This window comes from Microvirga sp. HBU67558, from assembly GCF_018069605.1.
In the GTDB taxonomy this organism is placed as follows: domain Bacteria; phylum Pseudomonadota; class Alphaproteobacteria; order Rhizobiales; family Beijerinckiaceae; genus Microvirga; species Microvirga terrae.
The window spans coordinates 12,290-30,991 of record NZ_JAGPUP010000528.1 but is presented as its reverse complement, the minus strand read 5'-3'; the positions used below and the strand labels follow the sequence as shown (position 1 = coordinate 30,991).

Here is an 18,702-nt window from a genome sequence, read left to right as displayed (position 1 = left end):
CTGCACATGAACGCCGCAGGCCATTTTTTCAAGGGGAGCGGCACCTGAACGCCGCCCGAAGGGGATATTCGATGCGTGCTCTCTTCATCTCGGGTCTGGTCGCCCTGGGACTGGCCGGCTGCGCGGGCGATTGGGCTCTCACTCCCAAGGATGCCGTCCTGGCGAGCTCCACGAGCGATGCCGCCGAGGCGGCCCGGCTGATCTCGGCCTATCGGGTGTCGAAGGGCTTGAGCCCGGTGACGGTGGACTCAAGCCTGAACAAGGCCGCCGAGCACCAGGCCCGAGCCGTGGCGGCGGCAGGCCGGCTCAGTCATGGCAGCTTCGCCAGCCGCATGGACCAGTACGGCATCAGCGGCTACTCGGCGGAGAATCTCTCGGCCGGTTCGGATTCGGTCGATGGCGCCATCGGCCGCTGGAAGGCCTCGCCCGGCCACAACAGCAACCTCCTGATGCCCCAGGCCCGCAGGATCGGGCTTGCCCGCGCCGATGCGAACAACCGTTACGGGCGTTATTGGGCCCTCGTGCTCGGTCAATAATGAAGGCACCAACGGGGGCGTGAAGCGTTAGGATCTCAGTTCCTCTCCTTCGCGCTTCGCATGACCCATCAACAAATGCTTTCCTTCGCCATCGTCGCCGGGATGATGGCGCTCTTCGTCTGGGGTCGCTTTCGCTACGATCTCGTCGCCGTCCTGTCGCTGCTGGTGGCCGTGCTCGTCGGCATCGTGCCGGCCGACAAGGCTTTCGAGGGCTTCAGCGACGACATCGTAATCATCGTGGCGAGCGCGCTTCTGGTCAGCGCCGCTGTGGCCAAGTCCGGGATCCTGGAAGCCGGCTTGAACCGGGTCGGACCCTATTTGCGCACCACGCAGATTCAGGTCGTCGTGCTGGTGACCGTGGTGACGGTCCTCTCCGCTTTCGTGAAGAATATCGGCGCTCTGGCGATGATGATCCCCGTCGCCTTCCAGATCGCCCGGCGCACGAACACGCCGCCGTCGAGCTTCCTCATGCCGATGGCCTTCGGCTCTCTTCTCGGCGGCATCGTCACCCTGGTCGGCACCTCGCCCAACATCATCGTGTCGCGGGTCAGGCAAGAACTCCTGGGCGAGCCGTTCGGCATGTTCGACTTCACGCCCGTCGGTGTCGGCATCGCGGTGGCTGGGGTCGTCTTCCTGGCCTTCGGCTACCGGCTTCTGCCGCAGGGACGCAAGGGGGCCGCCTCCCTCGATGCGGCCCTCAACATCAAGGACTACATCACCGAAGCCCGGGTCACGTCCGAGTCCGAGGTGATCGGCCAGACCGTGGCGGACGTGCACAAGCTTGCGAATGGGGAAGTGAAGGTTGCGGCCATCATCCGCAACGAGACCCGCAGCTCCAGCCCGCTCCCCGATGCGGCCATCCGTGAGAACGACCTGCTCATGCTCGAAGGCGAACCGGATGCTCTCGAAAGCGCCGTCTCACGGGCCGGTCTGAAGCTCAGCCGGGAGCACCGCCAGCCGGAGATGGAAGAGGCGCTGGACGAAATCGGCGTCATCGAGGCGATCGTCGGCCCGAATTCCGCTCTGGCCGGCACCTCGGCGGAGAGGATGGGACTCTACGAGCGGTTCGGCGTCAATCTCATCGCGGTCAGCCGGAGCGGTCAGCGGTTCAAGGAACGCCTGCGCACCATCACCCTGCGCTCCGGCGACGTCATTGTCCTTCAGGGCAATCTCAGGCGGTTGCCGGATACCCTGCGCGACCTCGGCTGCCTGCCTCTTGCGGAGCGCGAGATCCGGCTCGGCAGCGCCCGCCGCAGCCTCGTGCCGGCGGCGATTTTGGCCGGCACCATGCTGCTCGTCGCCTTCAACATTTTGCCGGTCGCCATCGCCTTCTTCGGCGCGGGCGTCCTGCTCGTCCTGTTCGGATCCCTTACCCTGCGTGAGGCGTACGACACGATCGAATGGCCGATCATCGTCATGCTGGGGGCGCTCATTCCGGTCAGCGAATCGATTCGCACGACCGGGGGCACGGATCTGATCGCAGGTTGGCTTTCGACGGCCGCTCACATGCTGCCGCCGACCGGAGCGCTTGTGCTCATCATGGTGGCGGCCATGGCGGTGACGCCGTTCCTCAACAACGCGGCCACCGTGCTGGTGATGGCACCTATCGCGGCGAGCTTCGCCAGCCAGCTCGGCTTCAAGCCCGATGCATTCCTCATGGCGGTAGCCATCGGGGCAGCCTGCGACTTCCTGACCCCCATCGGCCATCAGTGCAACACCCTGGTCATGGGGCCGGGCGGATACCGCTTCGGAGATTACTGGCGGCTTGGACTGCCTCTGTCGATCCTGGTGGTCGTGATCGGCACTCCGCTGATCATGCTGGTCTGGCCACTGCAGTAAACCTGTCAGCGAAAGATCGCCGTCAGGAGCAGGGTGGTGCCCGCCACCGAGGACGAGAGCGCGACGATCATGGCCCAGATGTGCAGCCGGTCGCGCTCCTCTTGATTGAGCAGAGGACGATAGCGCGAATCCGAGCGACCGAAGATGAAACTTGCATTGCGCGCCGGCCTTGGATCGTGAGGCAGCACGCAGAAGCTCGACCGCACCGTCTGATGGCGGACGCTGTAGGACGGTTCACGGGAGAGCGGCGGGGTCATGGCAGGACGCAGCATGGTGCAGATGATGACCGGGAGGTTGGCTCCAAAGCCGTGAAGGAGTGGTAAAGGCGGCCGGGTGTTGTCCATCGTCGTAAACCAAATCTTGATCGCCGATTGATCTTCCCTGTGGATCGTCCGGTCCAATCAGGGCTGTCGTTGCCTTTCTCATGATGTTATGGTGATATTATGTCGTTACGTTAACTGAAGGGGCAGATCATGATCAGGGTTTTCACCGGGGCCGGTGCACTTGCGATGATTCTCACCCTGACTGCGTGCAACCAGACCGGAGCCGGATCGGCTGCCCTGGACGCGGCCACTGGGCTGGATCCGACCGGGCTGTCCGGAACGGCCGTCAGTCTGGTCCAGAGCGCCCAACCCGAGCGGGACCCGGATCCCCAGAGCATCGATTTCAGCCGGTTCGCGTCTCGCCTGTCCGATGTGGCGGCCGGCAACACGGCACGCCCCAGTTATCTCGGTGAACTCGATCGTCAGTCGAATCTCGCGATGGCCAGGCACGCGGCCGGCATGGCCAGCACGGTCGCATCCGCGGCCATCGGCGGGGCCATGACCGGCGGCGTCGGTCTGGCGGCCGCCGCTCCGTCCCTCGCCATGCAGGCCGCGGCCGCCGGCATGACATCGAGCCAGTTGGCCGCCGCCCGGGGGCAGGCCAGCGCCAGCATCGCCCAGGCGGAGGCTCAGCGGGCTGCCGCACAGCTCGTATCCGATGCTGATCGCCCCGCGGAGGCCCAGGCGGTTCTGTCGATCCTCAACGGTGCAGGCGCGGCCAATGCCACATGGCAGAACCCTGCAACCGGCGCCTCCGGGAGGGTCAGCCTGAAGCCGGTGAACAGGAAGGCGTTCGGCGAACTCGATTGCCGCCTGATCCGCCGGGAGTTGCGGAGCGGCGGGGCAATGCGCACGGGCGAGATGCTCGCGTGCCGCAGCAACGGGGAATGGTACGACCTCTCCTGATCACAGAAAACGGGTCGCCTCGCGGGCCGCTTCGTGTCAGGTCTGGCCCACGAAGTTCGGAACCGAATCTGATGCCGCAGGCCGCCATCCAGAAAAACATGACCGCGTCCGATTGGGCGCTCTTGACGGTCCTTTCGGTCGTCTGGGGCGGGTCGTTTCTCTTCGTGGGTGTGGCCGTCCGGGAGTTGCCGCCCCTGACCATCGTGGCGCTGCGGGTGCTGACCGCCGCGATGGCGCTGCTTCTCGTCCTGAGGCTCACGGGCGTCGACCTGCCGCGGACCCGCCAGGTCTGGGCTGCCTTTGTCGGCATGTCGATCCTCAACAACGTCATTCCCTTCACCCTGATCGTCTGGGGGCAAAGTCACATCGCCAGCGGCCTGGCGTCCGTTCTCAATGCAACCACGCCGCTCTTCACGGTGATCGTGGCGCATTTTCTGACAGCCGACGAGCGGCTCACGGGTCAGCGGCTCGCGGGCGTGATCGTGGGATTCATTGGAGTCGCGGTGATGATCGGGGGGGCGGCCGTCGCGTCGCTCGATGCGGGCATCCTGGCGCAGCTCGCCGTTTTGGGAGCGGCCCTGTCCTATGGCTTCTCCGGTGTGTTCGGCCGCCGCTTCAAGACGATGGGCATCCCGCCGCTCGCGACGGCCGCCGGTCAGGTCACGGTCTCGAGCACGATTCTTCTGCCTGCCGCCCTGATGGTCGAGCAACCCTGGACACTAGCGGTGCCCAGCACCGCCGCCATTCTGTCACTGGCGGCCCTCGGCTTGGTCTCGACGGCCTTCGCCTATCTGATCTTCTTCCGCCTGCTCGCGCGGGCCGGCGCCACCAATGTGGGTCTCGTGACCTTCCTGATCCCGGTCAGTGCCATCCTGTTCGGGGTATCCGTCCTCGGCGAGACCCTGATGATGCGGCATATGGCCGGCATGGTGCTGATCGGCGCAGGCCTCGTCCTGATCGACGGCAGGGTGATGTCATTTATAAGCGCGCGGCTCGCCGTCAAGGAGCCGGCGTCGCGCGGAAACGGTTGAACATCATGTCGGGCGCGCTGGTGTTGTGCCGCGAGGGCACGAGTCGGCCCATCCAGGCATCGGTCGCCTTGGCGTCGCGGAAATTCATGATCGGCTCCTCGCGCCAGGACCGGGCACCGGCCTCGCGAACCGCGATGCGGGCCACATCGGCGTTGAATTCGGTCACGTACATGGAGCGAAGACCCGCGAAAGGCAGGCCGGCGATCCCCTGATCGAACGACACATCCAGGGTCATGCGCTCCTCGTTGAGAGCCTTGACCGCGACAATCGCCTTGCCGCCTTTCACCAGGGTCAGCGTGAAGGTCATGGTCTTCGGATCGAAGGCGACGTCCTTCAGGTTCACCACGGGGCGCTGGTCGAATTCCACCGGGCCGACGAGGAAGGAGGAGCCGTAGGAGGTCCAGTCCAGATGCTCGGGCGGGAGCGGCTTGATGCGCCAGTAGCCGTCGCCAGGATAGATCACCAGCACTTCGACGGCCTTGTCGCCCCGCTTCTTCAGGAGCTGCAGGAGATGGATCTTGTGCGTGACCTTGTCGCCGATCGTCACGGTGACGTCGTTCGGGCGCCAGAACTCCGTAAATGACAGGCCCATGATGCGCAGATCGGCGTCGTCATAGAGGGTCGTCATGGTCGGATGGGGCTTGGCCGAGGTCTGTTCGGAGATGTCCTCGCAGGCGGTCCAGTCCGGCTCCCAGCGGTCCTGGCGCAGGGAGCCCATATAGGCCGGATGCACGGCCTCGATCTGAAAATGCTTCACCTCCGGGGCGGCGAAATTGATCGCCACATTGTCCTTTTCCGCACAGAGGACCGGCTCGCTGGTATTCGTCACGGTCACGGCCAATCCGTCGAGGGTGGCGGCGCCCGCCGCGGAGGCGAAACCGAAGAGGCCAAGGGCGACGAGCCGGGGCAGGAACGTGGGCATGGTCAAGGATCTTTGCGGAGGCTGAAGCGGCGGGACGCGCCAGAGATAGCGCGCTCGGACTATGCCGTCGAGCCAAGAGACGTTTGCACGCGAGCCTGTTGATCCAGCATGGCTGCCATCGCATCTATGGGATTAGGGATCGGGGGCGGCCTGTGGTAGGGTGGCGATCATCCTGAAGCGTGACTTCAGTGGCCGTCTGGCCATAAAGACCCAAAACCTGCCAGATCCGAGGCCGTTTTCTAGAGTTTTCGACCATGCGCCTGACCTTGAGCCTGTCCGCCAATCCTGCCACGACCTCGGTCGAGCGGGCGATCATGGAGTTTCGCAGCGCCCGCCCGGTGGTAATCGACGGGTCAGAGGGCAGCGTGCTCGTGGCCGGCGTCGAGGACCTGGACGAGGTGACGAGCACCGAGATCGAGGCGGTTGCGGGCGGCCATGCTCATCTGGTCCTGCCGGCGGCGCGGCTTCGCCGCCTCGGGCTCGAGCGCGAGGTTCCCGGCCGGATCGCCCTGCCCGTGGTCGACCGGAGCCGCGTCGAGGCCCTGGCTCTCAAGGTCGATGGTCGCATCGACGCGCCGGTTCGGCCCGCCGATGGGTTGGACAGCGAGGCGCTGGAGCTGGCTCGCCTGTCGCTCGTCCTGCCGGCCGTGATCGTGGTGCCGCTGACGAAGGGCATCGAGATCGCCCCGTCGGTCGTGCGCGTGTCCGGCGAGGCCGTCCGCGGCTATCGCCGTGCCGCGGCAACCGAGTTGAAGATCGTCAGCCGGGCGCCGGTGCCGCTCGAAGGAGCGCCGACCAGCGAATTCGTGGTGTTCCGTGGCGGCGAGGGGCTGCGCGATCAGGTGGCGATCGTCGTCGGCAAGCCCGATATCTCGAAGCCCGTGACCGTGCGGCTGCACTCGGCTTGTCTCACGGGGGATCTTTTCGGCAGCCTGAAATGCGATTGCGGCGACCAGCTGCGTGAGACGGTGCGCTTCATGGCCTCGGGCGAGGGAGGAATCCTGCTCTATCTCGATCAGGAGGGGCGCGGGAACGGCATCGCCAACAAGATCCGCGCCTATAAGCTCCAGTCGCAGGGTTACGACACCTACGATGCCGACGAGATGCTGGGCTTCGAGGCCGACCAGCGCCGCTTCGATTTCGCCGCCGTGATGCTCAAGGAATTAGGCGTCGCCAAGGTCCGCCTCATGACCAACAACCCAGACAAGATCGCGGCGCTGACCAGGGCCGGGCTCGAGGTCATCTCGGACCATCGGGTGCTGGGCCGTCCCACGGCCGAGAACGTCAGCTATCTGGCCGCCAAGCGCGACCGCGCCGGTCACTATATCGATCTCGAAGGCATGCTGGCCTGCTCGCAGAAAGATTAAGCGGTTGATACCGCACAATTCCCCTTAAGGTCGTATTGTCGCATTAGAACAATGTTCTAGCTTTTCCGTCAGGCGGAAAGACCTCTCCGGCCCGACCGCCATGCCACGGGTGCCAGCAGGCGCTGGCGGGGTGAGGGAAAAGCTCATGTGGAGCCAAGTCTATAATCCATTCGGCAACGCGACGTTGTCGACCATCGCGGCGGCCATTCCCGTCGTTCTGCTCCTGGTGATGATCGCATCCGGCAAGGTGAAGGCCCACATTGCCGCGGTAATCGCCCTACTTGCGGCGATCGCCGTCTCGGTCTTCCTGTTTACCATGCCGGCCGGGCTCGCCACCCGTGCCGCCCTGTTCGGCGTCGCGACGGGCATGTTCCCGATCGGCTGGATCATCCTGAACGTCATCTTCCTCTACCGGCTGACGGTGGAGAGGGGATGGTTCGCGACGCTTCAGCAATCCGTCGGGGATCTCACGACGGATCGCCGCCTGCAGTTGCTGCTCGTCGCCTTCGCGTTCGGTGCCTTCTTCGAAGGCGCCGGCGGCTTCGGCACGCCGGTCGCCGTGACGGGCGCCATTCTCATCGGACTCGGGTTCTCGCCCCTTGCAGCATCGGGTCTGTCGCTGATCGCCAATACGGCGCCGGTGGCCTATGGCGCCCTTGGCGCTCCGATCCAGGGTCTGGCCTCGGTGACGGGTTTCGACCCCTACGTCCTCGGCGCGATGGTCGGGCGCCAGTTGCCGTTCTTCTCGTTGATCGTCCCCTTCTGGCTGATCTGGGTGTTCGCCGGGTTCCGGGGCATGCTCCAGGTCTGGCCGGCCATCCTCGTCTGCGGCGTGTCCTTCGCCATTCCGCAATTTCTGATCTCCAACTACATCAACCCCTGGATCGTCGACATCGGCGCATCCCTGATCTCGATGGCCTGCCTCGTCGGGTTCATGCGGATCTGGCGCCCGAGGGAGATCTGGACGTCTCCGGCGCTGCGAACCCATGACATCTCGGCCGGCACCATGACGCGTCCCGCATCGCTGGGAGCCGGCGCCGCCAATGTGCCCCCCAGGGCGAGCCGCGACGAAATCATCCGGGCGTGGGTGCCGTGGATCATCCTGTCGGTGATCGTGGCCATCTGGGGCACGGGCTGGTTCAAGGCGCTCGTCAACCCGATCTTCACCTGGAGCTATCCGATTCCGGGCCTGCACAACATGGTGCAGAAGGTTGCGCCCATCGTGGCCAATCCGACCGCGGAACCGGCCGTCTTCGCCTTCACCTACATGTCCTATACGGGCACGGGCGTGCTGATCGCTGCCATCATCGCCGGGCTTGTCATGGGCTTCTCGCCCCTGAGGCTCGTCACGGCCTGGTTCGAAACGATCTGGGTGCTGCGCTACTCGCTCATCACCATCGCGGCCATGCTCGCGATCGGCACGCTGACGCGCTTCTCGGGCGTCGATGCGACGCTTGGGCTTGCCTTCGCCGGCACGGGAATTCTGTACCCGTTCTTCGGCACCCTGCTTGGTTGGCTCGGCGTGGCGCTGACGGGTTCGGACACCGCGTCGAACGTGCTGTTCGGCGGCTTGCAGAAGATCACGTCGGAGCAGCTCGGGCTGTCACCCATCCTCATGGCGGCGGCCAATTCGTCCGGCGGCGTGATGGGCAAGATGATCGACGCGCAGTCCATCGTCGTGGCGTCGACCGCGACCAACTGGTTCGGCCACGAGGGAAGCATCCTGCGCTTCGTGTTCTGGCACTCGATCGTGCTGGCGTGCCTCGTCGGCGGCCTCGTGATGCTGCAGGCCTACGTCTCGCCGTTCACCGAGATGGTCCTGCACTGACGGGCAGCGGGAGACAAAACGAAAGCGCCGCCGGATGGTTTCCGGCGGCGCTTTCGTTCGAAGCGGCTTAGTGCATCGTGCGGACCGAGAAAAGTGGATGCACGTTCGGGTCCGATGCTCTAGCGCGCCGGCATGCCGGTCTCGATGATCTTCGCCCAGAGGGAGACACCATAGGGGCTCGCCTCGTCGTTGAAGTCGTAGGCCGGATGGTGGACGCCCGCCGTATCCCCGTTGCCGAGGAAGATGTAGGCGCCGGGGCGCTGCTCCAGCATATAGGAGAAATCCTCGGCCCCCATGAGCGGCAGCACCGTGGTGTCCACGGCGTTCTCGCCGGCGACGGCGCGGGCGACGCCCGCCATGAAATCGGTCTTGTCGGGATCGTTCATGGTCACCGGATAACCGCGGTCATACTCGACCTCCGCCTTGGCGCCGAATGCCGCGCAGACATTCTCGACGATCGCGCGGATGCGCGTCTCCGCGAGGTCGCGGACCTCGGGGGAGAGGGTGCGTACGGTGCCGAGCAGCATCGCCGTCTGCGGAATGACGTTGAAGGCTTCGCCCGCCTTCACGGTGCAGACGGAGACCACCACGGAATCGAGCGGATCGGCGCTGCGCGACGCGATGGTCTGCAGGGCCGTGATCACATGGGCCGAGATGACCACCGGGTCGATGCAGTCGTGAGGACGCGCCGCATGGCCGCCCTTGCCCTCGATCGTGATCGTGAACCGGTCGGCCGCGGCCATCATGGGGCCCGGCCGGATGGCGAACTGGCCCACGGGAATGCCCGGCATGTTGTGCATGCCGTAGACCTCGTGCACGCCGAACCGCTCCATCAGGCCGTCTTTGAGCATCTCGTTGCCGCCGCCGCCGCCTTCTTCCGCCGGCTGGAAGATCACCACCGCAGTGCCGTCGAAGTTGCGCGTCTCGGCGAGATATTTCGCGGCCCCGAGGAGCATCGCCGTGTGGCCGTCATGGCCGCAGGCATGCATCTTGCCCGGCACCTTGGATTTGTGCGGAACGTCGGTCGCCTCTTCGATGGGCAGCGCGTCCATGTCGGCGCGAAGGCCGATTACCTTGCCCGAGTTGTTCGAACGCCCCTTGATCACGCCGACGACGCCGGTTCGCCCGAGGCCGGTCACGACTTCGTCGCAGCCGAAGCTCTTCAGCTTCTCCGCCACGATGCCGGCGGTGCGATGAACGTCGAACAGGAGCTCCGGGTTTTCATGGAAGTCGCGGCGCCAGACGGCAATTTCATCGGCAAGGTCGGCGACGCGGTTGATGATCGGCATGATCGTCCCTCGGGTTTGAGAATCCGGAAACCGTCAGCGAAGCAGAGGCGAGGCCGCTTCGTCAATCCTTCTGCGCAAGATGCACTAGCGCGTCGTGTGGATCCAAAAGTGGAATCCACTTTCGGGTCCGATGCACTAAGCCATGCGGTGCAGAACGGCCTTGGGACGCTTCGTGCGAAACTGTCCCCGCTCGATGGCAACGAAGATCAGCACCAGAGCCACGAGCGCGGTGAACCACCAGACCTGCGTGGTGCCGATGCCGAGGCAGCCCAGGGCGTAGGTGCAGGCGAACGCCGCCATGATGCCAGGCGCCACGCTGGCGCGGTGGCCCCTGGCGCTGACGACCGCCTGATACAGCAGAACAGACCCGGCCACGGCACCTACCACTCCGAGTTCATACCAGATCTCGAACAGCAGCGTGGACGGTGCGCTGGGCGGCATCAATCCGAGGAAGCGCCCGCGCAGGGCCGTCTCCAGGCCATGTCCCGTCAGCAACCGCAGCGGCTCGCCGAGAATGATCTGGCGCCACACCTCGAGGGCGAGGGTCGTCGGAGAGTTCACGCCGAGCAGGTTGGCCGCCAAGGGTTTCAGGAGGAAGGGCAGGACCGGAGCAAACAGCAGGAGGCCGGCCATGACGAGACCGGTCAGGCGCGGGCCGAAGACCGGATTCCACGCGGTGACGACGAACACGACGGCGCCGGCGACCAGGCCATAGAGCGGCAGGCCGTCACGCGTGAGGAGCGAACAGACTGCGACGGCGAGCGCCAGCCCGATGGCTTCCAGGTTGCGCCCGCGGGAATGAAGCCATGCGATGGCCGGCCAGAGGAGCAGAACGAGCATCAGCATGCCGCGCTCCAGGCTCAGACCTTCTGGGTCGACGGTGCTGCCGCCGGTGAGCGTCAGGAAGACGGCAATCAGGGCCGCGAGTCCGACCCCGACCGGCAGAAGATAGAGATTGGCCGAGCGCATGCGCTCGGGAACGGCGAGAAAGCCGCCCAGGCCCATGAGGATCATGCCGGTGATGTTGAGGAGCCGCTCGGAGGCCTGAGGCAGAAAGGGCGTCCACAGCAGGGACAGGCCGGCCCAGAACAGAAGGACCAGCCCGGCTATTCCGCCAGGAGACGTGGCAAGGGCCGTCAGCTTGTCCCAGGCATGCTTCGCGCTGCCGTCGAGCACCGACGCGAGGACGAGGAGGATGACCGCCAGGGGCGCCATCACCACGAGCGCGCGGCGCGTGAACAGAGCTGCCAGAGGGACGGCGAAGAACAGGATGGCGAAGCCGAGACGCCGCAGCATGGCGGCGGCATCGGCTGAGGGATTGGCCGCTTGGAAGACAGGACGGATCATGCGGGCAGGCAATCAGCGGTTGAATGTTCAGGAGATGAAAGCCTAACGGACGGCGGGGCCAAATGCTGTAGGTGCGATGCAACACATGTTTTTCTTTATGGCATTCCTCACCGGCCTGTCATGGCCGGAGCGAGGCCGGCCATGACATGGGGACCCCGCCTCAATCCTTCCGTCCGCGAATGAAGTTGATGATGCCGGAGAAGTCGTCACCCTCGTGGCCGGCATTGTTGAACAGGGCGTAGAGTTGGGCCGCCTCCGCCCCGAGGGGTGTGGGGGCGCCCGAGGCGAGCGCGGCCTCCTGCGCGAGCTTCAGGTCCTTGAGCATGAGGGCTGCCGCGAAGCCCGGCTTGTAGCCGTTGTTGGCGGGCGAAGCGGGCACGGGGCCCGGTACCGGGCAGTAGGTGGTCAGCGACCAGCATTGGCCCGACGACGTGGAGGCGACATCGAACAGCGCCTGATGCGACAGCCCGAGCTTCTCGCCGAGCACGAAGGCTTCGGCCACCCCGATCATCGAGATACCGAGAATCATGTTGTTGCAGATCTTCGCCGCCTGGCCGGCGCCCGCCTCGCCGCAATGAACGACCTTCTTGCCCATTCGGGACAGGATCGGCTCGGCTCGGTCGAAGGCGTCCTTCGTGCCGCCCGTCATGAAGGTGAGCGTCGCGCCCTTCGCGCCGCCGACGCCGCCGGATACGGGCGCGTCGAGGCTCGCGAGGTTGCGTCCCTGCTCGCGCGCCAGGGCGTGCACCTTGCGTGCGCTCTCCACGTCGATGGTGGAGCAGTCGATCAGCAGCGTGCTCTCCTTCACCGAAGGGAGAATATCGGCCCAGACCGCGAGCACGTGCTTGCCGGCCGGCAGCATGGTGACGACGATCTCCGCGTCCCGCACGGCGTCGATCGTCGATCCCGCGATGGTCACGCCGTCGCTGCGCGCCTGGTCGCAGGATGCGGGAGACAGATCGAAGCCGGAGACGCTGTGTCCAGCCTTGACGAGATTGGCGGCCATGGGTCCGCCCATGTTGCCGAGGCCGATGAAGGCGATAATGGTCATGAAAACCCTCCCTTGTTGTGATGTGACGCCCGGCCGAGAAGCCAGAACGAGCCGGCCGCCATGACGAGGCCGCTGCCGGCGTGCAGCAGGAGATGCCCGGGGCTCTCGAAACCCCGTTCGACGAAGACGAGAATGACGTCGCCGGCCGGAATGAGAACCGTCAGCCCCAGAACCGTGCCGACGATGCGCCGGGTCGCCAGGCGCGACAGAGCCGCGAGGTAGGCCCCGAAGGCGAGATCGCGCAATCCGATGGCAGAGACGTAGGACAGACTCGGGCCGTCCGGAGCAGCGATTCCGAACAGGGCCGACCCAGCGCGCGGCGCGAAGACGAACAGGATCCCCAGCAGGACGAACACACCCGACAGGGCGACGACGAGCCAGGTGCTCGGCTCACGCCAAGGCAGCCCCGACGGTTCGTCCCGGCCCGTCATGGGCGTCGCGCCACCCACAGGGCACCGGTGAGCGCGAAGCCGTAGAACCACAGCATCAGCGAGCCGAAGACCTTGTCGAGAGCGGGATCGAGTTGCGGAAAGAACACCGCGAAATGCGATCCCACGGCAGCCATGACCAGCATGCCCGGCACGGCGGTCAAAGCCATGGCATGGCTCGCGGCTTTGCGCGGCACCTGCAGGATGCGGTCGATCGTCAGGCCGAGGCCCGATCCCAGCACGGCGCCTGCGGTGAAGTTGAGCTGGAACGGGCGTCGTCCGTCCTGGAAGAACCAAGGTCCCGCCAGCCAGAACAGCGCCAGGATCGCCGCCGCGATGCCGACGCCGAGGCCGAGCGACCGCACCATCATCGATTGCCGCGTCCCACCAGATCGCGCGCCACGATCAGGCGCATGATCTCGTTGGTGCCCTCGAGGATCTGGTGGACGCGCAGGTCGCGCACGATCTTCTCGACCCCGTAATCGGCGAGGTAGCCGTAGCCGCCGTGGAGCTGCAGGGCGTCGTTCGCCACCTGGAAGCCCACGTCGGTCGCCATGCGCTTGGCCATGGCGCAGAGCTTCGTGGCATCGAGCGCCTTGGCGTCGAGCGCGGAGGCCGCGCGCCACAGGAAGGTGCGCGCGCATTCGAGTTCGGTGGCCATGTCGGCGAGCTTGAACTGGAGCGCCTGGAAATCCGCGATGCGCTTGCCGAAGGCCTTGCGGTCGCCCGTGTAGGCGAGCGCCTTGTCGAGCGCCGCCTGAGCGCCGCCAAGTGAGCAGGCGCCGATATTGATACGTCCGCCATCGAGGCCCGACATGGCGATCTTGAAACCCATGCCCTCGTCGGACAGGCGGTTGGCGACCGGCACGCGCACGTCCTCGAAGATCACCGCGGCGGTCGGCTGCGCATTCCAGCCCATCTTCTTCTCCTGCGCGCCGAAGGATACGCCCGGCATGTCCTTCTCGATCACGAGGGTCGAGATGCCGGAAGGACCATCCTCGCCGGTGCGCACCATGGTCACGTAGATGTCGGAGGTGCCGGCGCCCGAGATGAACTGCTTGACGCCGTTGACGACATAATGATCGCCGTCGCGGACGGCCTTGGTCTTGAGCGCGGCCGCATCCGAGCCCGAGCCCGGCTCGGTCAGGCAGTAGCTCGCGATCAGCTCCATGGTGACGAGGCGCGGGATGTAGCGCTGACGCTGCTCCTCCGAGCCGTAGCGGTCGATCATCCACGTCGCCATGTTGTGGATCGACAGATAAGCCGAGACGGCCGGGCATCCGGTGGCGAGCGCCTCGAAGATCAGCGCCGCGTCGAGCCGCGTCATGCCCGATCCGCCCACATCGTCGCGGGTGTAGATCGCCGCCATGCCGAGGGAAGCCGCCTCGCGCATCACGTCCACGGGAAAATGCTTCTTCTCGTCCCATTCGAGGGCATGAGGAGCGAGGTTGTCCGCCGCGAAGGCCAGCGCCATGTCGCGGACGGCGATTTGATCGTCGGTGAGGGAAAACTGGGTCATGGTCCTAAATCGTCACGACAGGGGTGCTTCGTGCACCCCGACTTTGGATCTAGTGCACCCATCGGCGAAGTGGTCACAGGTCACCGCCAAAAAGATGCAGCCCAAGAAGCAGATGGCCGGGATCCAGGTCCCGGCCATCACGCTTGTGCCTACTTCATGGTCGGAATGGAGAATTCCGCCCCTTCCTTGATGCCGGACGGCCAGCGGGAGGTGACCGTCTTGGTCTTTGTGTAGAAGCGTACCGCATCCGGACCGTGCTGGTTGAGGTCGCCGAAGCCCGAGGCCTTCCAGCCGCCGAAGGTGTAGTAGGCGAGCGGCACCGGGATCGGCACGTTGATGCCGACCATGCCCACATTCACCTTGGAGGCGAAATCGCGGGCGGCGTCGCCGTCGCGGGTGTAGATCGCGACGCCGTTGCCGTATTCGTGATCGGAGGGCAGGCGCAGGGCCTCGTCGTAGTTCTTGGCGCGCACCACCGAGAGGACGGGACCGAAGATCTCCTCCTTGTAGATGCGCATGTCGGTCGTCACCTCGTCGAAGAGGCAGCCGCCCATGTAGAAGCCGTTCTCGTAGCCCTGCATCTTGAAGTCGCGCCCGTCGACCACGAGCTTGGCGCCTTCCTGCACGCCGAGATCGACATAGGAGCGCACTTTTTCCATGTGCGCTTTCGTGATCATGGGGCCGAAATCGGCGGAAGGATCCGTGGAGGGGCCGACCTTCAGGCTTTCCACGCGCGGGATCAGCTTGTCCATGAGCGCATCGGCCGTTGCCTTGCCGACCGGCACCGCGACCGAGACCGCCATGCAGCGCTCGCCGGCCGAGCCGTAACCGGCGCCGATGAGGGCGTCCGCAGCCTGGTCGAGATCGGCGTCGGGCATGATGATCATATGGTTCTTGGCGCCGCCGAAGCACTGGGCGCGCTTGCCGTTGGCGGCGGCGCGGGAATAGACGTACTGCGCGATCGGCGAGGAGCCGACGAAGCCCACCGCCTTGACGTCCGGATCGTCGAGGATCGCGTCCACCACTTCCTTGTCGCCGTTGACCACGTTGAGGATACCGGCCGGAAGACCCGCTTCCAGCATCAGTTCGGCAAGCCGCATCGGCACGCCCGGATCCCGCTCGGAGGGCTTCAGGATGAAGGCGTTGCCGCAGGCGATGGCGGGGGAGAGCTTCCACAGCGGGATCATGGCCGGGAAGTTGAACGGCGTGATGCCGGCCACGACGCCGAGCGGCTGACGGATCGAATACATGTCGATGCCGGGGCCGGCGCCTTCCGTGAACTCGCCCTTCAGGAGATGCGGGATGCCGGTGCAGAACTCGGCCACCTCGACGCCGCGCTGGATGTCGCCCTTCGCGTCGGCGACCGTCTTGCCGTGCTCGCGGGCAAGCAAGTCGGCGAGCGAATCGGTCTCCTTGGCGATGAGCTCGAGGAACTTCATCATCACGCGGGCGCGGCGCTGCGGGTTGGTGGCCGCCCAGGCGGGCTGTGCGGCCTTGGCGTTCTCCACCGCCTGACGCAGCTCGTCCCTGGAGGCGAGCGCGACGCGGCCGAGGACCTCGCCGGTCATGGGCTGAAAGAATTCGGTGCTCCGTCCCGATTTGCCGGGGACCTGCTTGCCGCCGATGAAATGTCCGACCTCGCGCATGGCGTCTCCTCCTCAAGGGTGTTTTTCGTGAGCCTCTTCTATCATTGTTGAAATCGCACGACTATGGGTGAAACCAAAGCACCGTTGTGCGAAAATGCCAATATGTGGGGGAGTGGCATGAGCGCATTCGACTGGGACGATCTCCGCTTTTTCCTCGCCGTCGCCCGGGCCGGGCGGCTCACCGCGGCCGCGCGCCAGCTGGAGGCCGACCACACCACCGTGTCCCGCCGCATCTCGGCCCTGGAACGGGGGCTCAAGGCCAAGCTCTTCGAGCGCAGCCCGCAGGGCTACACCCTGACCGAGCAGGGTGAGCGGCTCCTGAAGCACGCGGAGACGATGGAGACCCAGGCGCTCTCGGTGGCGAGCGAACTCGGCGGAGCGGACCTCGCGCTCTCGGGCACCGTGCGCATCGGCGCTCCGGACGGAATCGGCACCTATTTCCTCGCCCCCGAACTCGGGGTGCTGGCCGAGCGCCATCCGGGTCTCACCCTGCAGCTCGTGGCGCTGCCGCGCACCTTCTCGCTCTCGAAGCGCGAGGCCGATATCGCCGTGACCCTGGAGCAGCCGACCGAAGGGCGCCTCGTGTCGCGCAAGCTCACCGATTACCGCCTGAGGCTCTACGCCTCGCAGGCCTATCTCGACCGGCACGGGCCGCTGACGGAGCTCGCCGACCTGTCCGGCAAGACCCTCGTCACCTATGTGGCGGACCTGCTCTACAGTCCGGTGCTCGATTATTTCTCCGCCCTGGAGAAATACACCGCCCGCCGGTTCGAGTGCGCCAGCGTGGTGGCGCAGGCCGAAGCGGTCCGGGCCGGCGTGGGCATCGGCATCCTGCATGACTACGCGGTACGCCAGTTCCCGGAGCTCCGGGTCGTGCTGCCCGAGGTGTCCTACCTGCGCACCTACTGGCTGGTCACCCATGCGGACGTGCGGTCCCTGCGCCGGGTGGAGGAGGTCTATTCCTTCATCCTGAGCCGGGTTCGGGCCAACCGGGGGCTGTTTGTCTGACGCTTTGCCCTTCACGCGGGCCCCCGATGGGACTAAGTCAGATCCAAAGGACAACCCACGGAGATCCCCGATGCCCTCCAAGCTCGACCAATTGCGCGCCATGACGGTCGTCGTCGCCGACACGGGCGACCTCGACGCGGTGCGCCGCCTCAAGCCCCAGGACTGCACCACCAATCCGACCCTGCTCCTGAAGGCGGTCGAGATTCCTGCTTACGGGCACCTCCTCGAGGAGGGGCTGGCCTGGGGGCGCAAGCAGGGCGGTGCCCGCGAGGGCGTGGTGGCGGCGATCTGCGACCGGCTCGCGGTCGCATTCGGGACCGAGCTTGCCGGCATCGTGCCGGGCCGGGTCTCGACGGAGGTGGATGCCGACCTGTCTTTCGATACGGACGCGACGGTGAAGACCGCGCGGAGCATCGTCAAGGACTACGAAGAGCGTGGCGTCGGGCGCGAGAAGGTCCTGATCAAGATTGCCTCCACCTGGGAGGGCATCCGCGCCGCCGAAATCCTCCAGAACGAAGGGATCGACTGCAACCTCACGCTTCTGTTCTCCCAGGTGCAGGCACAGGCCTGTGCGGAGGCGGGCGTGTTCCTGATCTCTCCCTTCGTCGGGCGCATCCTCGACTGGCACGTGAAGGCAGGCGGCGGGCCCTACACGGGCGAGACCGATCCGGGCGTGATCTCGGTGCGCGACATCTACGCCTCCTACAAGGCCCAAGGGATCAAGACCGTTGTGATGGGCGCATCCTTCCGCAACATCGGTGAGATCGAAGCGCTCGCCGGATGCGACCGGCTCACCATCTCGCCCGCGCTCCTCGACGAGCTGGCGAACGCGCAGGGCGAGCTGCCGCGCAAGCTGTCGCCCGACAACGTCGACAGGATCGAGCCCCTGCCACGCCTCGACGAGAAGAGCTTCCGCTTCGTGCTCAACGAGGACGCGATGGCGACCGAGAAGCTCTCCGAGGGCATCCGCTCCTTCGTGAAGGATCTGCGGTCCCTGCGCACGCTCGTGGCCCGGCGGCTCGAGGAAGCCAAGGCGGCCTGATCGCGATGGCGAAGGCTCTCGTCATCATCGACGTGCAGGCGGGAATTCTTCCCGCAAAAGGCTCTGAGCGTCCTGCGGTGCGGCAGCGCTTCGACGAGGTGCGCCGCCGGATCTTCGGTCTCGTGGGCGAGGCCCGGCGCCAGGGCGCGCCGATCGTCTTCGTCCAGCATGCCGGAGAGCCCGGGCATCGTCTGGAAACCGGCACGCCCGGCTGGGAGATCTGCGAGGACCTTGGCCTGACGGCGGACGATATCGTGGTCAGCAAGACGGCCTGCGATTCCTTCTACGAGACGGATCTGCAACCCGTATTGTCAGAGCACGGCATCAGCCATCTCGTGGTCGTTGGTCTGATGACGCAATATTGCGTCGACACCACCTGCCGGCGTGCCGTGAGCCTCGGCTATGACGTCACGCTCGTGGCCGATGCCCATACGACGGCCGACATGAGGTCACTGACTGTCGAGCAGATCGTCGATCATCACAACGCGTTGCTCGACGGGTTCGATGCCGGGGCGGCTGCGATCAAAGTCAGGCCGGCGAGCGAGGTCTTCGTGGCTGAATAAGGGGGCTCGCAAGACCCATTGGAAAAGGCGCTACGATCATCGTAGCGCCTTTTTGTT

18 protein-coding genes are annotated in these 18,702 nt (G+C 65.7%); 9 read left to right on the top strand and 9 right to left on the bottom strand.

Features of this window, described 5'->3' with window-relative positions; all coding sequences use genetic code 11:
• The first annotated feature begins 71 nt into the window (after positions 1 to 71).
• Together KBI52_RS17345 and KBI52_RS17340 are read left to right on the top strand one after the other, a co-directional pair.
• On the top strand, positions 72 to 536 hold the full coding sequence (locus tag KBI52_RS17345) for a CAP domain-containing protein (RefSeq protein ID WP_173946649.1): 465 nt from the start codon (positions 72 to 74) through the stop codon (positions 534 to 536).
• A gap of 60 nt (positions 537 to 596) precedes the next feature.
• On the top strand, positions 597 to 2,375 hold the full coding sequence (locus KBI52_RS17340; RefSeq protein ID WP_173946648.1) for an SLC13 family permease: 1,779 nt from the start codon (positions 597 to 599) through the stop codon (positions 2,373 to 2,375).
• 5 nt (positions 2,376 to 2,380) lie between these two features.
• Here the strand turns inward: KBI52_RS17340 and KBI52_RS17335 are convergent, their stop codons facing one another.
• Positions 2,381 to 2,719, bottom strand: coding sequence for a hypothetical protein (locus tag KBI52_RS17335; RefSeq protein WP_173946647.1), 339 nt, complete (start codon positions 2,717 to 2,719; stop codon positions 2,381 to 2,383).
• Between the two features lie 129 nt (positions 2,720 to 2,848).
• Between KBI52_RS17335 and KBI52_RS17330 the strand changes: the two genes are divergently transcribed.
• Both KBI52_RS17330 and KBI52_RS17325 read left to right on the top strand, forming a co-directional pair.
• Positions 2,849 to 3,604, top strand: a complete 756-nt coding sequence (locus KBI52_RS17330; RefSeq protein ID WP_210808995.1) for a hypothetical protein — start codon at positions 2,849 to 2,851, stop codon at positions 3,602 to 3,604.
• Positions 3,605 to 3,702: 98 nt separating this feature from the next.
• The gene (locus KBI52_RS17325) at positions 3,703 to 4,635 is read left to right on the top strand and encodes a DMT family transporter (RefSeq protein ID WP_247654463.1); all 933 of its coding nucleotides are present in this window, start codon (positions 3,703 to 3,705) and stop codon (positions 4,633 to 4,635) included.
• On the opposite strand, the gene KBI52_RS17320 is transcribed toward KBI52_RS17325, so the two are convergent.
• A complete protein-coding gene (locus KBI52_RS17320; protein ID WP_210808991.1) occupies positions 4,604 to 5,557 on the bottom strand; it encodes a hypothetical protein in 954 nt (317 codons plus the stop codon). The genes KBI52_RS17325 and KBI52_RS17320 overlap by 32 nt on opposite strands.
• 254 nt (positions 5,558 to 5,811) lie before the next feature.
• Here KBI52_RS17320 and ribA point away from each other — a divergent pair, with 254 nt between their 5' ends.
• Positions 5,812 to 6,924, top strand: a complete 1,113-nt coding sequence (gene ribA, locus KBI52_RS17315; RefSeq protein ID WP_173946643.1) for a GTP cyclohydrolase II RibA — start codon at positions 5,812 to 5,814, stop codon at positions 6,922 to 6,924.
• 145 nt (positions 6,925 to 7,069) lie between these two features.
• Positions 7,070 to 8,752, top strand: a complete 1,683-nt coding sequence (locus KBI52_RS17310; protein WP_210808988.1) for an L-lactate permease — start codon at positions 7,070 to 7,072, stop codon at positions 8,750 to 8,752.
• A gap of 119 nt (positions 8,753 to 8,871) precedes the next feature.
• Here the strand turns inward: KBI52_RS17310 and KBI52_RS17305 are convergent, their stop codons facing one another.
• The 7 genes from KBI52_RS17305 to KBI52_RS17275 form a co-directional block, all read right to left on the bottom strand.
• Complete coding sequence (locus tag KBI52_RS17305) at positions 8,872 to 10,041, bottom strand: M20 aminoacylase family protein (protein WP_173946641.1); 1,170 nt, start codon at positions 10,039 to 10,041, stop codon at positions 8,872 to 8,874.
• Positions 10,042 to 10,176: 135 nt separating this feature from the next.
• Complete coding sequence (locus tag KBI52_RS17300) at positions 10,177 to 11,388, bottom strand: peptide ABC transporter permease (RefSeq protein WP_173946640.1); 1,212 nt, start codon at positions 11,386 to 11,388, stop codon at positions 10,177 to 10,179.
• Positions 11,389 to 11,548: 160 nt separating this feature from the next.
• Positions 11,549 to 12,439 (bottom strand): 3-hydroxyisobutyrate dehydrogenase, encoded by an 891-nt coding sequence (gene mmsB, locus KBI52_RS17295; RefSeq protein ID WP_173946639.1) that lies wholly within the window; start codon positions 12,437 to 12,439, stop codon positions 11,549 to 11,551.
• On the bottom strand, positions 12,436 to 12,870 hold the full coding sequence (locus tag KBI52_RS17290) for a DUF4267 domain-containing protein (RefSeq protein ID WP_210808985.1): 435 nt from the start codon (positions 12,868 to 12,870) through the stop codon (positions 12,436 to 12,438). The genes mmsB and KBI52_RS17290 overlap by 4 nt, the downstream gene beginning before the upstream one ends.
• Positions 12,867 to 13,238, bottom strand: a complete 372-nt coding sequence (locus KBI52_RS17285; protein WP_173946637.1) for a DUF5367 family protein — start codon at positions 13,236 to 13,238, stop codon at positions 12,867 to 12,869. Before KBI52_RS17285 ends, KBI52_RS17290 begins: the two co-directional genes overlap by 4 nt.
• Entirely contained in the window at positions 13,235 to 14,386 is a 1,152-nt protein-coding gene (locus KBI52_RS17280) for an isobutyryl-CoA dehydrogenase (RefSeq protein WP_210808983.1), read from the bottom strand. Before KBI52_RS17280 ends, KBI52_RS17285 begins: the two co-directional genes overlap by 4 nt.
• A gap of 149 nt (positions 14,387 to 14,535) precedes the next feature.
• Complete coding sequence (locus tag KBI52_RS17275) at positions 14,536 to 16,032, bottom strand: CoA-acylating methylmalonate-semialdehyde dehydrogenase (protein WP_173946635.1); 1,497 nt, start codon at positions 16,030 to 16,032, stop codon at positions 14,536 to 14,538.
• Positions 16,033 to 16,149: 117 nt separating this feature from the next.
• On the opposite strand from KBI52_RS17275, the gene KBI52_RS17270 reads away from it, so the two are divergent.
• From KBI52_RS17270 to KBI52_RS17260, 3 genes are all read left to right on the top strand, one after another.
• Positions 16,150 to 17,040 (top strand): LysR family transcriptional regulator, encoded by an 891-nt coding sequence (locus KBI52_RS17270; protein ID WP_173946634.1) that lies wholly within the window; start codon positions 16,150 to 16,152, stop codon positions 17,038 to 17,040.
• Positions 17,041 to 17,110: 70 nt separating this feature from the next.
• The gene (gene tal, locus KBI52_RS17265; protein WP_173946633.1) at positions 17,111 to 18,082 is read left to right on the top strand and encodes a transaldolase; all 972 of its coding nucleotides are present in this window, start codon (positions 17,111 to 17,113) and stop codon (positions 18,080 to 18,082) included.
• Positions 18,083 to 18,087: 5 nt separating this feature from the next.
• Positions 18,088 to 18,645 carry a cysteine hydrolase family protein gene (locus KBI52_RS17260; protein WP_173946632.1) on the top strand — a complete coding sequence of 186 codons (558 nt, stop codon included), beginning with the start codon at positions 18,088 to 18,090 and terminating at the stop codon, positions 18,643 to 18,645.
• Positions 18,646 to 18,702 lie beyond the last annotated feature (57 nt).